Genomic DNA, 13,155 nt, shown 5'->3' with positions numbered 1-13,155 from the left:
CAGCCGCATGATTCCGCTGGCTTTCGCGGCGATGTTTTTGTTATGTTCCCGTCACCACGGGGCCGATCCATGTCCGCCGCCTGCCGCCGCGATCCGGCGTGCCCATGCGAGAACGCGACTAAAGGTGCTAAAGCGGCTTAATCGGCTAAATCCGCAGTAGTCCTAAATCCGCAGTATTCTGCAGCCGGTCACGCCTGCCGCGCCTCCGGGTAGCGCGCGAAGGGGCCGTGCAGACGGGCGGGCAGGGCGGGCAGGCTGTGCGCGGCGGCCAGCAGCGCCAGGCGCTTGAGGCTCGGCGCGGCAAGGGCGGCGCCGCGCAGCACGCTCAGCCCCTCCGCCCTTGCGCCATGGCGGAGCAGTTCCTTGCCCACCACCCAGTCATTCTCGGCCTCCGCCCGGCGCCGGATCTGCGCGGCGGTGGTGGCGCCAAGGCGTTCGGTCAGCGCCGGATTCTCCCAGATCGCCGCCATGGCGGGGGCGAAGGCGGCGGGGTCGCGGGCCATGCGGCGATAGGCGCTGCCGCCCCGCTCCCGCACGAACAGCAGGGGATCGCGGCCCTCGACCACGGCGAAGGGACCCTGGAGCGCCAGGCGGATCCAGCACTCCCAGTCCTCGCCATAGCGAAGCGTCGGGCGGAAGCCGCCGGCGGCGTCGAAGGCGCTGCGGCGCGCCAGCAGATGGCCGCCATTGGCGAGCAGGTTCTCCACCAGGAGGCGCCGCAGGATGTCGCCGGCGGGGTAGGGCCCGGCCTTCAGCCGCAGCGGCGGGTCGCCCGGCCGCGCGGCCTCCGCCACCGCGGCCCAGGGGCCATAGGCCGCGACGGCGTCGGGTGCCGCGCGCAGCGCGCCCGAGAGCCGCGCCAGCGCATCCGGCGCCAGCCAGTCATCGGCATCGAGGAAGAGCAGCGAGTCGCCCGACGCCGCTGCGATGCCCGCCATCCGCGCGGCGGAGACGCCCGCATTGGCCTGGCGGAGGATGCGGATGCGGGGATCGCCCTCGGCGGCGCGCTCGGCGGCCAGGGCCGTGCCATCGCGCGATCCGTCATCGACGATGATCATCTCCCACCGCGTCTCGTCCTGGGCGCGGGCGGAGGCGACGGCATCCCCGATGAAGGGGGCGACGTCATAGGCGGGGGTGACGATCGATATCAGCGGCGCGGTCATCACCCCAGAGTGGGGCAGGGGCGCGGGGCGTTGAAATCAACACCCCGCAAGCGACGCTGTGGTGGCGGATCGGCGAAGCCGATCCGAGCGCCCGAACGGGCGCCGCCGCAAGTGCGGCGAAGCCAAGGCCGCGGATGCGGCCGCCCGGCGCTTGAGGGTCGGCTTTTAGGCCGTTGTCTTGGGCATCACGCCCTTTTCGGCCAGCATCGTCTCCAGCTCGCCCGCCTGGAACATCTCGGTGACGATGTCGCAGCCGCCGACGAACTCGCCCTTCACATAGAGCTGGGGGATGGTCGGCCAGTTCGCGAAGGCCTTGATGCCCTCGCGGATTTCCATGTCCTCCAGCACGTTCACGCCCTTGAAGGGGACTCCCACGTGGGAAAGGATCTGCACGACGCGGGCGGAGAAGCCGCACTGCGGGAAGACCGGCGTGCCCTTCATGTAGAGGACGACCGGGTTCGCATCGATATCGGCCTGGATGCGGTCGAAGACGGGGTTGCTCATCGGGCTGGTCCCTCTGGAAGCGGTTAAGCCTGGTCCGGCGCGGAGGTCTGGAGGGCGAGGGCGTGCAGCGCCCCCCCCATCCGCCCCTGCAGCGCGGCGTAGACGATCTGGTGCTGCTTGACGCGCGGGATGCCCTTGAAGGCGGAGGAGACGACCTTCGCGGCATAATGGTCGCCATCGCCGGCGAGATCCTCGATCGTCACCTGCGCATCGGGCAGGGCGGCCTTGATCAGCGCCTCGATCTCCGCGGAATCCATCGCCATCAGGCCGCTCTCCCCTCCATCAGCGCCGGCAGCGTGGCCTCATGGGCCATGCGCAGCGAGGCCACGGATATGGAGGAACCATCGGCCAGAACCAAGTCCCCGCCGCCGCTCCGCCCGATGATGGCGGCCGGCACGCCGGCGGCCTGGGCGGCCGCGACCAGCGCGGCGCCATCCGTCACGGCCAGCAGGTAGCGGCCCTGATCCTCCCCGAACCACCAGCCATGCGGCGCCTGGCCCGCGGGGGGCGCGGCCAGCGTGGCACCGGTGCCATCCGCCATGGCCATCTCGGCCACGGCCACGAGCAGCCCGCCATCCGCCAGGTCATGGCAGGCCGCGACCTGGCCTTCCAGGATGCGGGCGCGGACGAAGTCGCCGTTGCGGCGCTCCACCGCCAGATCCACCGGCGGCGGCGCCCCTTCCTCCCGCCCCGCGATCTCCCGCAGCCAGAGCGACTGGCCAAGCCAGCCCTGCGTCGCGCCGACCAGCACCAGATCGAGGCCCGGCGTCAGGGCGAGGCCGACGGCATGGGCCGCATCCTCCAGCACGCCGACGCCGCCGATGGCCGGGGTGGGCAGGATCGCGCGGCCCTCGGTCTCGTTGTAGAGCGAGACATTGCCGCTCACGACGGGGAAGTCGAGTGCGGTGCAGGCCGCCGCCATGCCGCGCACCGCGGCGGCGAACTGGCCCATGATCTCCGGCTTCTCGGGGTTGCCGAAATTCATGTTGTCGGTGATGGCGAGCGGCGTCGCGCCCACCGCCGTCAGGTTGCGCCAGGCTTCCGCCACGGCCTGCGCGCCGCCCGCTTCCGGGTCCGCCTGGCAGTAGCGGGGCGTGCAATCCGTGGTGATGGCGAGTGCGCGCTTGAGGCCATCGAGCTTCACCACCGCCGCATCCGCGCCGCCAGGCCGCTTCACCGTCTGGCCGCCCACCGTGCTGTCATACTGGTCCCAGATCCAGCGGCGGGAGCAGAGGTCGAGGCTGCCGACCAGCGTCTCGAGCGCCGCCAGCGGGCCCACGGGATCGGCGATGGCGGCGGCGTCCAGCACCGCCCGCTTCGGCGTCTCCGCCGTCGGGCGGCGGTAGAGCGGCGCCTCGGACTCCAGCGGCGCCAGCGGGATGTCCGCCTCCACCACGTCCTTGTGCCGGATGACGATATGGCCGGTATCGGTCAGGTGGCCGATGACGGCGAAATCCAGCTCCCACTTGTGGAAGATCGCCTGCGCCTCGGCCTCGCGGCCGGGCTTCAGGATCATCAGCATGCGCTCCTGGGATTCGGAGAGCATCATCTCATAGGCCGTCATGCCCTGCTCGCGCTGGGGGACGTTGTCCATCACCAGCTCGATGCCGACGCCGCCCTTGCCCGCCATCTCGACGGAGGAGCTGGTCAGGCCGGCCGCGCCCATGTCCTGGATGGCGACGATCATGTCGGTCGCCATCAGCTCCAGGCAGGCCTCGATCAACAGCTTTTCCGTGAAGGGGTCGCCGATCTGGACGGTGGGGCGCTTCTCCTCGGAATCTGCGGAGAATTCGGCGCTGGCCATGGTCGCGCCATGGATGCCGTCGCGGCCGGTCTTGGAGCCGACATAGACCACGGGGTTGCCGATGCCGGCCGCGGCGCTGAGGAAGATGCGGTCCTTCGGCGCGATCCCGACGGTCATGGCGTTGACCAGCGGGTTGCCGTTGTAGGCCGGATGAAAATTCACCTCGCCGCCCACGGTCGGCACGCCGACGCTGTTGCCGTAGCCGCCGATGCCGCGGACCACGCCATCGATCACGCGCTTCATCCGCGGCGCCTCGGGCGCACCGAAGCGAAGGGCGTTCAGATTGGCGATGGGCCGCGCCCCCATGGTGAAGACGTCGCGCAGGATCCCGCCGACGCCCGTCGCCGCGCCCTGATAGGGCTCGATGAAGCTCGGATGGTTGTGGCTCTCCATCTTGAAGATGGCGGCCAGCCCGTCGCCGATATCGATCACGCCCGCATTCTCGCCGGGGCCATGGATGACCCAGGGCGCCTTGGTCGGCAGGGTGCGCAGCCAGACGCGGCTCGACTTGTAGGAGCAGTGCTCCGACCACATGACGGAGAAGATGCCGAGTTCCGTCAGGGACGGCGTGCGGCCGAGGATCGACAGCACGCGGTCATACTCATCCGCCTTCAGGCCGAATTCGGCGGAAAGCTGCTTCGCCCGCGCGGCGTCGAGGGAAGTCGGGGCGGTGCTCATGCGGTGGCCAGGCTCTCGACGAGGGAGGTGAACATCGGCAGCCCATCCGTGCCGCCCATCAACGGGTCCACGAGGTCCTCGGGATGCGGCATCAGCCCGCAGATGCGGAGGTTGGGGGAGAGGATGCCGGCGATGTTCTGGCGCGCACCGTTGCGGTTGGCGGCGTCCGTGATCTCGCCGGCGGGGGTGCTGTAGCGGAAGGCGACCAGGCCTTCCCCGTTCAGGCGGGCCAGCGTCTCGTCATCGCAGAAGTAGTTGCCGTCGCCATGGGCCATGGGCGCGCGGAACACGGCGCCCTTCTGCCAGTGGGCGGTGTAGGGCGTGCCCGACCGCTCCACCCGCATGTGGCAGTCCATCGACAGGAAGCGGAGCGTGGCGTTGCGGAGCAGCGCGCCGGGCAGCAGCCCGGCCTCGGTCAGGATCTGGAAGCCGTTGCAGACGCCGAGCACATGGCCGCCCTTGGCCGCGAAGTCCCGCACCGCCTGCATGATGGGCGACTGCGCGGCCATGGCGCCGGAACGGAGGTAGTCGCCATGGCTGAAGCCGCCGGGCAGCACGACCAGGTCCGTGCCGGCGGGCAGCGCATCCGCGCGATGGAACAGCAGGGTCGGCTTGCGGCCGCTGGCGCGTTCCAGCGCGATGGCCATGTCCCTTTCCCGGTTCGTGCCGGGGAAGACGATGATGACGGCGTTCATGGTGACACCCGTTCGCCCGCCGGTCGCGGGCCTTGACTGTAGAGGGATGCCGCCGTCGTCACGGCCGCGTCCTCAACCCACCCAGATCCGTAGCCAGTGCAGCCCGCCCACGACGATCAGCGTCGCGAGCGTCGCCAGGGCCGCGGCCGTCACCCAGCGGTCCAGGCCCTTCTTGCCCCGCGCCACCAGGCCCAGGCGCTTTGCCTGCGCCACCGCCGGCATGCGCTGTTCGCGCCAGCGGAGCCCCATCGAGATGAGGACCGTCAGCACGAGCATGACAAGGAGGGAGACCTTGACCATGGAGGGTCAGACCACCTCGACCCGGAAGGATTCGATCACGGTGTTGGCCAGCAGCTTGCGGGCCATCTCCTCCGCGGCCGCCTTGGCCTTGGCCGGGTCGGTTTCCGCCAGTTCCAGCTCGATCACCTTGCCCGCGCGCACATCGGCGACGCCGGCGAAGCCGAGGGAAGAGAGGGCGTGGCCGATCGCCTTGCCCTGGGGGTCGAGGACGCCGGCCTTCGGCATCACGGTCACAAGCGCCTTCACTGGACGGTCTCCGGCCCCTTCATGTCGCGAACGCCGGCCTCGGGCAGGATGCCGAGGCGCTTGGCCACTTCCTGGTAGCCTTCCTCGACCTTGCCGAGGTCCCGGCGGAAGCGGTCCTTGTCCATCTTCTCCCCGGTCTTGACGTCCCAGAGGCGGCAATTGTCGGGGCTGATCTCGTCGGCCAGGACGATCCGCATCTCGTCATTCTCGTAGAGGCGGCCGAATTCCAGCTTGAAGTCCACCAGGGTGATGCCGACGCCGAGGAAGAGGCCGGTGAGGAAGTCGTTCACGCGGAGCGACAGCGCCACCATGTCGTCGAGGTCCTGGGTGGAAGCCCAGCCGAAGCAGGTGATGTGCTCCTCCGACACCATCGGATCGCCGAGCGCGTCGTTCTTGTAGTAGTATTCGAGGATGGAGCGCGGCAGCCGCGTGCCTTCCTGGATGCCGAGGCGCTTGGCCAGGCTGCCGGCGGCGACATTGCGGATGACGATCTCGAGCGGGATGATCTCCACCTCGCGGATCAGCTGCTCGCGCATGTTCAGCCGGCGGATGAAGTGGGTCGGGATCCCGATCTCGGTCAGCTTCATCATCAGGTATTCGCTGATGCGGTTGTTGAGCACGCCCTTGCCGGTGATCGTGCCCTTCTTCGCGCCGTTGCCGGCGGTCGCGTCGTCCTTGAAATACTGCACCAGGGTGCCGGATTCCGGGCCCTCGAACAGAATCTTGGCCTTGCCCTCGTAGAGCTGACGGCGGCGCGCCATGGTGCTGAAACTCCTCGACTGCCGCGGCCGCCAGGGAATGGGGCGCGCGGGTGCGCCCGGGCGCGGGGCCCGGTGCTTGGGGCCGCTATAGCAGGGGAAGAACGAGCCCGCCACGCCGCCTGCGGGATGCAGCCCGGCAGCCGGTTCAAGGACCGGGAAGGGCGACCGGGACGAAGGGGGCGGTGCCGGGCGGGCCTGGGCAGAAGCGCCAGCGCCGGCGGCCATCCGCCGCCAGGGCGACCAGGCTGGCGCTGACGGTGCCGAAGCCGCCGACAGGCGGCACGCGCAGCGCCTCCGCCCCCATGCCCGGGCGGGAGGTATCGTCCGACAGCAGAACCTCCCAGGCCTGCCAATCGTCATGGTCGGGGTCGGGGGGCGGCGCGGCCTGGAAGCGGGGCAGGTGCCGGGCGGTGCGGGGGCTTGTCAGGTCGTTCGGGTCATGGGCGGTGACCATGGAGACGCCCGGGGGGAGCCGGCTCGCCAGGGGGCGTCCCTCGCCCAGGCCCTTCACGAACCAGGCGCTGTCGCGGTCGGCGATCACCATGTTGAAGGGCCGCCAGTCGGCAGCCTCGATGGCGGTGATGGCCTCGACGCCGGCCCTGGCGGAAGGGGTGGCGGCGGCGCGCAACGGCAGGTCGCCCCGGCTGCGCTTGCCCGCGGCGGGGCCGAGGCTGCCGGGCCGGTTCAGGATCGCCGCCATCACGCCCTGCGGCCCCATCGCCATCCAGGTGCCGCCGGCCGTCAGGTCCCGCCCGCCGACCACGCCCGGGTGGCCCGGCCAATGCGCGGCCGGGCCCTGCCAGGCGCGGTCCACCCTCTCGTCGCGATTGGCCGCGACCAGGACCGGCCATGCATGGCCCGGGCGCCACAGGCAGATGACGGTGCACACGGGCGGGCGGTGGTCCTTAGAAGCGGAAGTGCAGGCTCACCCCCGGGGGCGGCGGCGGCCGATGATAGCGCGGCCGTGGCGGTGCGTAGTAGTAGACCGGCGGCGGCGCGTAGTAGCGCGGCCGCGGCCGGGGCGGCGGTGCGTAGTAGTAGTAGCCCGGCGGCGGGGCGTAATAGGCGGGCGGCGGCGCGTAGTAGCCGCCGCGGTAGCGCCAATCCACCGTGGTCGCCTCCAGCTTGCCGCCTTCCGGTTCGCCCCCTTGGGCACCGGCCGGCGCCGACAGCGCCAGGCCCGCACCGAGGATGGCGGCCGTCATCATGCGCGTCATCGCTCGCATCACACTGGCCTCCTCATGGGTGAAGGATATAGGCACCACCCATGGCGAAACCGGGGCAGGACGGCCCCGCGGCGATGACGGAAGCGCGATCAGCCCCGCGATCAGCCCGGGGACTTGCCGCCCATCACCCGCGCGAAGCTCTGGTCCACATGGACGAAGTCCCGCGCCGGATCCATGGCGCGGTCCAGCGCCTCCGCCGTCATGCAGGCCGCCACCTCCGGGTCGCTCAGCAGATTGGTGCGGAAGTCCTTGGCGTCCGGCTTGCCCAGCTTCTGCCAGGTGGCCATGGCGGAGCGCTGCACGGCGGCATAGGCGCCTTCCCGGCTCATGCCCGCCTGGGTCAGCGCCAGCAGCACCTTCTGGCTGTGGACGACGCCGCCGAGGCTCTCGAGATTCTCCGCCATCCGCTCGGGATAGACGGTGAGTTTCTCCATCATCCCCGTCAGGCGCATCAGCGCGAAGTCGAGGGTGATGGTCGCGTCCGGGCCGATCACGCGTTCCACGCTGCTGTGGCTGATGTCGCGCTCATGCCACAAAGCGACATTCTCCAGCGCCGGCATGGCATAGCCGCGGACGATGCGCGCCAGGCCTGTCAGGTTCTCGCTCAGCACCGGGTTCCGCTTGTGCGGCATGGCGCTGCTGCCCTTCTGGCCGGCATGGAAGAACTCCTCCGCCTCCCGCACCTCGCTGCGCTGGAGGTGGCGGACTTCCGTCGCCAGGCGCTCCACGCCGCTGGCGACGACGGCGAGCGCGCAGAAGAATGCCGCGTGGCGGTCCCGCGGGATGACCTGGGTCGAGACCGGCTCGACGGCGAGTCCCAGGTGCTTCGCGACATGCGCCTCCACCCGTGGATCGACACTCGCGAAGGTGCCGACGGGGCCGCTGATGGCGCAGGTCGCGACCTCCGCCCGCGCGGCGAGGAGGCGGGCGCGGTTGCGCTCGAACTCCGCGACGTAGCCGAGCAGCTTGAGGCCGAAGGTGGTGGGCTCCGCATGGATGCCGTGGCTGCGGCCGATGGTCGGCGTGTGGCGATACTCCTCCGCGCGCTTGCGGAGCGCCACCAGCAGCGCGTCCACATCGGCGATCAGCAGGTCCGCGGCGCGCGTCATCTGCACGGCGAGGCAGGTGTCGAGCACGTCACTGCTGGTCATGCCCTGGTGCACGAAGCGGGCCTCCGGCCCGATGCCCTCGCCCAGCCAGGTGAGGAAGGCGATCACGTCGTGGCGAGTCTCGCGCTCGATCGCGTCGATGCGGTCGAGGTCGGCCTGGGTGATGGTGGCGACCTTGGCGCTGCCCCCGCGCCGGATCGCCACCGCGGCTTCCCGGGGGATGGTGCCGAGTTCGGCCATCGCCTCGCAGGCCAGGGCCTCAATCTCGAACCAGATCCTGAAGCGAGTCTCCGGCGACCAGATGGCGACCATGTCGGGTCGGCTGTAGCGGGGGACCATGCGGGGTGGCGTCCTTCGTGGCTTTGGCCTCGGCGGCCATGACGGCCCCGTTTGGCGCGGGCGGGCGTCATTTGGCAAGGACGGACCGTGCCGCCACGGCCAAGCCCGGGTCTTCCGGTCCGCCGCCTGTTGGCGTAAAGCAAGTGAAAATCCCACGCCGGAGAAGTATTTTCATGCCCGAGTGGCTCCTGACCTTCGTCGAAGCGAACTTCCCTGAATGGGTGGTGCCACTCGCCACGGTCCTGTTCATCGACATCGTGCTCGCGGGCGACAATGCCATCGTGGTCGGCATGGCGGCGGCAGGCCTGCCGGCCGACCAGCGCAAGAAGGCGATCTTCTGGGGCATCGTCGCCGCGACGGTGATGCGCATCGCCTTCGCCTCGATCACCGTCCAGCTTCTGTCCATCGTCGGCATCGTGCTCGCGGGCGGCGTCCTGCTGCTGTGGGTCTGCTGGAAGATGTACCGCGAGTTGCGGGAAGGCGGGCATGACCACGCGGCCGACCAGCAGGACGGCGTCGAGACGCTGGAGGACGGCACGGCCGCGGGCGCCCCGCGCAAGACCCTGCGCCAGGCCATCATCCAGATCCTGGTCGCCGACGTCTCCATGAGCCTCGACAACGTCCTTGCCGTGGCAGGCGCCGCGAAGGACCATCCCTACATCCTGATCGTCGGCCTGGCCTTCAGCGTGGTGCTGATGGGCGTCGCGGCAACGCTGATCGCGCGGCTGCTCAACAACCATCGCTGGATCGCCTGGGTCGGCCTGCTCGTGATCCTCTGGGTCGCCGTGCAGATGATCTATGAAGGCACGCACCAGATCGCGGACACCGTCCCGCAGGCCTATGGCTACCTGCTGCTGCCGCTGGGTTGGATGGCGCTGCCGGCGGGGGCCGTGAGCTTCCCGATCGGGCTCTGGGCGCTGGCGACCGTCGCGCAGGTCGTCGTCCTGGCCATCGTGGTCACCCTGGTGGTGGACCTGACCCTGCAGGTGCTGCGAAGGAACCGCTGACCATGCGCCACGCCCCCTCGCTCGTTCTTCTCGCGCTGACCCTCGGCATGGCCGGGTGCGCGCAGCAGGAAGGGGAGGGGGCGGCCGGCGCCGCGGCATCGCCACCGGGCGGGCGTCCGACGCTTGCCGTGGCGGCGGGGCGGCTGCCCGATGCCGTCGCGGGCTTCACGCGGCGGGACACCACCTGGCACGAGCAGACCCGCGCGGGGCTGGGTGTCGCGATGGACTATGACGGGCCGGCGCGGAGTGCCGTCTCCACCGTCAGCCTCTATGATCGCGGCATCGCCGCCGTGCCCAACGAGATCGATGCGCCGGCCCTGCAGGCCGAGTTCAACGCGGCGGTGAACGAGGCGGTGGCGATGGCCGGCACCCGCACCAGCCAGCGCATCACCGAGAGCAACCGGACGGATGTGGCGGTGCCCGGCCAGGCACCCATGCGCTGCGCCACCCTGCAGGGCACCTATGGGCGGCAGGAGGTGCAGACGCTGGTCTGCCTCGGCCCCGCCGCCGGTCGCTTCCTGAAGGTGCTGGTGACGAGCCCGGCGCGCCAGGTGCGGCCGGTGGATCCCATGCCCTTCGTGGTGGGCATCGCGCAGGCTGCCAGGGGCTGAAGCCCCGCGGGGACGCCCTCAGGCGTCCACCGATTCCTCGTCCAGCTTCGCCGCATTCTCCTGGATGAAGCGGAAGCGAAGCTCCGGGCGGCGGCCCATCAGCGCCTCGATCAGCTCCGACGTCCGGGCCCGCTCCTCCGCTGGCAGCATCACGCGCAGCAGGGTGCGGCGCTTCGGGTCCATCGTCGTCTCCTTGAGCGACGCGGGCGGCATCTCCCCGAGGCCCTTGAAGCGGCTGACATCGACCTTCTGGTTGGCCTTGAATTCCTTCTTCAGCAGCCGCTCCCGGTCCGCATCGTCCTTGGCATAGACGGTCTTGCCGGGCGCCTGCAGGCGGAAGAGGGGGGGCTGCGCCAGGAAGAGGCGGCCCTGGCGCACCAGTTCCGGCAGTTCCTTGTAGAAGAAGGTCATCAGCAGGGCCGCGATATGGGCGCCGTCCACGTCCGCGTCCGTCATGATGACGATGCGGCCGTAGCGCAGCCGGGCGAGGTCGAAGCGGTCCCCGGCGCCGCAGCCCAGCGCCTCGATCAGGTCGCGCAGTTCCTGGTTCTGCCGCAGCTTGTCGGCCGAGGCACTGGCGACGTTCAGGATCTTGCCGCGCAGCGGCAGCACCGCCTGCGTCTCCCGGTCCCGCGCCTGCTTGGCGGAGCCACCGGCGCTGTCGCCCTCCACCAGGAAGAGCTCCGTCCCGTCCACGCCCTCGCGGGAGCAGTCGGCGAGCTTGCCGGGCAGGCGGAGCTTGCGGGTCGCCGACTTCCGCGGCGTCTCCTTCTGCTCCCGCCGGCGGATGCGCTCCTCCGCCCGTTCGATCGTCCAGGCGAGGAGGTTGTCCGCATTGCCGGGGTCGCCGGCCAGCCAGTGGTCGAAATGGTCGCGCAGCGCATTCTCGACGAGGCGCGCGGCCTCCGGGCTCGTCAGCTTGTCCTTGGTCTGGCCCTGGAACTGGGGTTCCCGGATGAAGACGGAGCACATGCCGGCCAGGCCGCCGAAGAGGTCCTCCGCCGTCACGCTGGCGGCGCGGCGTTCCTTCTTCAGCTCGCCATAGGCGCGGAGCCCCTTCACCAGGGCAGCGCGCAGGCCTGCTTCGTGGGTGCCGCCCTGCGGGGTCGGGATGGTGTTGGCGTAGGTGGAGAGGAAGCCGTCCCCCTGCTCCACCCAGGTGATGGCCCATTCGGCGCGGCCGGCGCCCTCCGCGAAGCCGACCTCGCCTGCCCAGGGCTGCGGCACGACGGTGGCGCGGCCCTCGATGGAGGTGGCGAGGAAGTCGCGCAGGCCGCCGGGGAAATGCAGCGTGGCGCTGGCGGGGGTGTCGGTGCCCTCCACCAGTTTCGGGTCGCAGTTCCATCGGATCTCCACGCCCTTGTAGAGATAGGCCTTGGACCGGCAGAGGCGGTGCAGCCGGGCCGCCTGGAACAGCTGCTTGCCGAAGATCTCGGGGTCCGGCTTGAAGCGCACCTGCGTGCCGCGGCGGTTGTGGACGGCTCCCAGGTTCTTCAGCTTCTGGACCGGCTTACCCTGTTCGAAGGCGTGGCCGAAGAGCGTGCGGTCGCGCGCGACCTCCACCTCCATGCGTTCGGCCAGCGCATTGACGACGGAGGAGCCGACGCCGTGCAGGCCGCCGGAGGTGTCATAGGCCTTGCCGGAGAACTTGCCGCCGGAATGGAGCGTGGTGAGGATGACCTCCAGCGCCGAGAGCTTCGGGAATTTCGGGTGCGGGTCCACAGGAATGCCGCGCCCATTGTCCCGCACGGTCAGCCAGTTGCCGACCTCCAGCGTCACCTCGATGCGGTCCGCATGGCCGGCCACGGCCTCGTCCATCGCATTGTCGATGATCTCGGCGGCCAGGTGGTGCAGCGCGTTGTCGTCGGTGCCGCCGATATACATGCCCGGGCGCCGGCGCACGGGCTCCAGCCCCTCCAGGACCTCGATGTCCTTGGCGGAATAGTCGGACCCGCCCGCGACAGGGGCGGGAGAGGCGGGCTTCGTCGCGGGCTTGGCAGCCCCCTTGGCGGCATTACGGGAGAAGAGGTCGTTCATGCTGTGTTCTCAATCCGGGGGCCAAGATAGCGACCGGGGCCGCCCGGCACAACCAACGCCTCCGAGTCGGGAAGGGTGGCCCGGGAGAGCCCCGGGCCCGCCGGCGGCTCAGTAGCCGGCCTTCTGCTCCACGTCGAAGCCGCGCTTGGCGATCAGCATCATGCGATCGAATTCGCAGACCAGCTTGCGGTCCTGGTTGTAGCCGCGGGTGCGCACCGCGACGATCCCGGCATTGGGGCGGGACTTCGATTCGCGCTTGTCCAGCACCTCGCTCTCGCCCGACAGGGTATCGCCGGCGAAGAGGGGGAAGGTGAGCTTGATCTCCTTCCAGCCGAGATTGGCGATCGCCTTCTGGCTGACGTCGCTCACGCTCATGCCGACCAGCAGCGCGACGGTGAAGGGGGAGCAGATGATGCAGCGGCCGAATTCGGAATGCTTGGCGTATTCGGCATCGAAATGCATGGGGTGCTGGTTCATCGTCAGCAGCGTGAACCAGGTGTTCTCCGTCTCCGTGATCGTCCGGTTCGGGCGGTGTTCGTAGATGTCGCCGACCTGGAAATCCTCGAAGTAGCGGCCGAAGCTTTCGCGGAAGCGCTGGGGCGCCACTTCCGTGTGGGTCTGGACCATGCGGCGTCTCCTGATTTGTCCGGACAAATTCATAGCCGAGCCCGCCTT

The 13,155-nt window shown here is 70.1% G+C and carries 14 protein-coding genes and 1 pseudogene; 2 read left to right on the top strand and 13 right to left on the bottom strand.

Annotated elements, in window-relative coordinates:
* Positions 1-188: 188 nt before the first annotated feature.
* The 11 genes from G3576_RS19705 to purB all read right to left on the bottom strand — a co-directional run bounded on the left by G3576_RS19705 (position 189) and on the right by purB (position 8,825).
* Positions 189-1,163 (bottom strand): glycosyltransferase family 2 protein, encoded by a 975-nt coding sequence (locus G3576_RS19705; RefSeq protein WP_164696147.1) that lies wholly within the window; start codon positions 1,161-1,163, stop codon positions 189-191.
* Positions 1,164-1,328: 165 nt separating this feature from the next.
* Positions 1,329-1,667 (bottom strand): Grx4 family monothiol glutaredoxin, encoded by a 339-nt coding sequence (gene grxD, locus G3576_RS19700; protein WP_164696146.1) that lies wholly within the window; start codon positions 1,665-1,667, stop codon positions 1,329-1,331.
* Positions 1,668-1,690: 23 nt separating this feature from the next.
* Positions 1,691-1,930 carry a BolA family protein gene (locus G3576_RS19695; RefSeq protein ID WP_164696145.1) on the bottom strand — a complete coding sequence of 80 codons (240 nt, stop codon included), beginning with the start codon at positions 1,928-1,930 and terminating at the stop codon, positions 1,691-1,693.
* Positions 1,930-4,149, bottom strand: a complete 2,220-nt coding sequence (purL, locus tag G3576_RS19690) for a phosphoribosylformylglycinamidine synthase subunit PurL (RefSeq protein ID WP_164696144.1) — start codon at positions 4,147-4,149, stop codon at positions 1,930-1,932. The genes G3576_RS19695 and purL overlap by 1 nt, the downstream gene beginning before the upstream one ends.
* Complete coding sequence (gene purQ, locus G3576_RS19685; RefSeq protein WP_164696143.1) at positions 4,146-4,844, bottom strand: phosphoribosylformylglycinamidine synthase subunit PurQ; 699 nt, start codon at positions 4,842-4,844, stop codon at positions 4,146-4,148. Before purQ ends, purL begins: the two co-directional genes overlap by 4 nt.
* 72 nt (positions 4,845-4,916) lie before the next feature.
* Positions 4,917-5,144 carry a hypothetical protein gene (locus tag G3576_RS19680; protein WP_164696142.1) on the bottom strand — a complete coding sequence of 76 codons (228 nt, stop codon included), beginning with the start codon at positions 5,142-5,144 and terminating at the stop codon, positions 4,917-4,919.
* 6 nt (positions 5,145-5,150) lie between these two features.
* A complete protein-coding gene (gene purS / locus G3576_RS19675) occupies positions 5,151-5,390 on the bottom strand; it encodes a phosphoribosylformylglycinamidine synthase subunit PurS (protein WP_164696141.1) in 240 nt (79 codons plus the stop codon).
* The gene (gene purC / locus G3576_RS19670) at positions 5,387-6,151 is read right to left on the bottom strand and encodes a phosphoribosylaminoimidazolesuccinocarboxamide synthase (protein ID WP_164696140.1); all 765 of its coding nucleotides are present in this window, start codon (positions 6,149-6,151) and stop codon (positions 5,387-5,389) included. Before purC ends, purS begins: the two co-directional genes overlap by 4 nt.
* Before the next feature lie 145 nt (positions 6,152-6,296).
* On the bottom strand, positions 6,297-7,040 hold the full coding sequence (locus tag G3576_RS19665) for an NRDE family protein (protein WP_164696139.1): 744 nt from the start codon (positions 7,038-7,040) through the stop codon (positions 6,297-6,299).
* A gap of 16 nt (positions 7,041-7,056) precedes the next feature.
* The gene (locus G3576_RS31305; RefSeq protein WP_207622918.1) at positions 7,057-7,377 is read right to left on the bottom strand and encodes a hypothetical protein; all 321 of its coding nucleotides are present in this window, start codon (positions 7,375-7,377) and stop codon (positions 7,057-7,059) included.
* A gap of 101 nt (positions 7,378-7,478) precedes the next feature.
* A complete protein-coding gene (gene purB, locus G3576_RS19655) occupies positions 7,479-8,825 on the bottom strand; it encodes an adenylosuccinate lyase (RefSeq protein ID WP_164696138.1) in 1,347 nt (448 codons plus the stop codon).
* A gap of 173 nt (positions 8,826-8,998) precedes the next feature.
* On the opposite strand from purB, the pseudogene G3576_RS31865 reads away from it, so the two are divergent.
* Positions 8,999-9,643: pseudogene (locus tag G3576_RS31865) on the top strand (TerC family protein); the annotation flags it as partial.
* A gap of 191 nt (positions 9,644-9,834) precedes the next feature.
* Positions 9,835-10,443 (top strand): hypothetical protein, encoded by a 609-nt coding sequence (locus G3576_RS19645; RefSeq protein WP_164696136.1) that lies wholly within the window; start codon positions 9,835-9,837, stop codon positions 10,441-10,443.
* A gap of 18 nt (positions 10,444-10,461) precedes the next feature.
* Here the strand turns inward: G3576_RS19645 and parE are convergent, their stop codons facing one another.
* Positions 10,462-12,480, bottom strand: a complete 2,019-nt coding sequence (gene parE / locus G3576_RS19640; protein ID WP_164696135.1) for a DNA topoisomerase IV subunit B — start codon at positions 12,478-12,480, stop codon at positions 10,462-10,464.
* 108 nt (positions 12,481-12,588) lie between these two features.
* Entirely contained in the window at positions 12,589-13,107 is a 519-nt protein-coding gene (locus G3576_RS19635; protein WP_164696134.1) for a MaoC family dehydratase, read from the bottom strand.
* Between the last annotated feature and the right edge of the window lie 48 nt (positions 13,108-13,155).

The organism is Falsiroseomonas algicola (assembly GCF_011040385.1).
Classification (GTDB): Bacteria; Pseudomonadota; Alphaproteobacteria; order Acetobacterales; family Acetobacteraceae; genus Falsiroseomonas; species Falsiroseomonas algicola.
The sequence above is the reverse complement of the archived record's forward strand: the minus strand, read 5'-3'. Positions and strand labels throughout refer to the sequence as shown.

Excerpts from the sequence above, each read along its gene's own strand:
- G3576_RS19695 (WP_164696145.1), bottom strand. The coding sequence starts at position 1,930 with ATGGCGATGGATTCCGCGGAGATCGAGGCGCTGATCAAGGCCGCCCTG.
- purL (WP_164696144.1), bottom strand. The coding sequence starts at position 4,149 with ATGAGCACCGCCCCGACTTCCCTCGACGCCGCGCGGGCGAAGCAGCTT.
- G3576_RS19635 (WP_164696134.1), bottom strand. The coding sequence starts at position 13,107 with ATGGTCCAGACCCACACGGAAGTGGCGCCCCAGCGCTTCCGCGAAAGC.
- purQ (WP_164696143.1), bottom strand. The coding sequence starts at position 4,844 with ATGAACGCCGTCATCATCGTCTTCCCCGGCACGAACCGGGAAAGGGAC.
- grxD (WP_164696146.1), bottom strand. The coding sequence starts at position 1,667 with ATGAGCAACCCCGTCTTCGACCGCATCCAGGCCGATATCGATGCGAAC.
- G3576_RS19705 (WP_164696147.1), bottom strand. The coding sequence starts at position 1,163 with ATGACCGCGCCGCTGATATCGATCGTCACCCCCGCCTATGACGTCGCC.
- G3576_RS19645 (WP_164696136.1), top strand. The coding sequence starts at position 9,835 with ATGCGCCACGCCCCCTCGCTCGTTCTTCTCGCGCTGACCCTCGGCATG.
- G3576_RS19680 (WP_164696142.1), bottom strand. The coding sequence starts at position 5,144 with ATGGTCAAGGTCTCCCTCCTTGTCATGCTCGTGCTGACGGTCCTCATC.
- G3576_RS31305 (WP_207622918.1), bottom strand. The coding sequence starts at position 7,377 with ATGCGAGCGATGACGCGCATGATGACGGCCGCCATCCTCGGTGCGGGC.
- purB (WP_164696138.1), bottom strand. The coding sequence starts at position 8,825 with ATGGTCCCCCGCTACAGCCGACCCGACATGGTCGCCATCTGGTCGCCG.
- parE (WP_164696135.1), bottom strand. The coding sequence starts at position 12,480 with ATGAACGACCTCTTCTCCCGTAATGCCGCCAAGGGGGCTGCCAAGCCC.
- purC (WP_164696140.1), bottom strand. The coding sequence starts at position 6,151 with ATGGCGCGCCGCCGTCAGCTCTACGAGGGCAAGGCCAAGATTCTGTTC.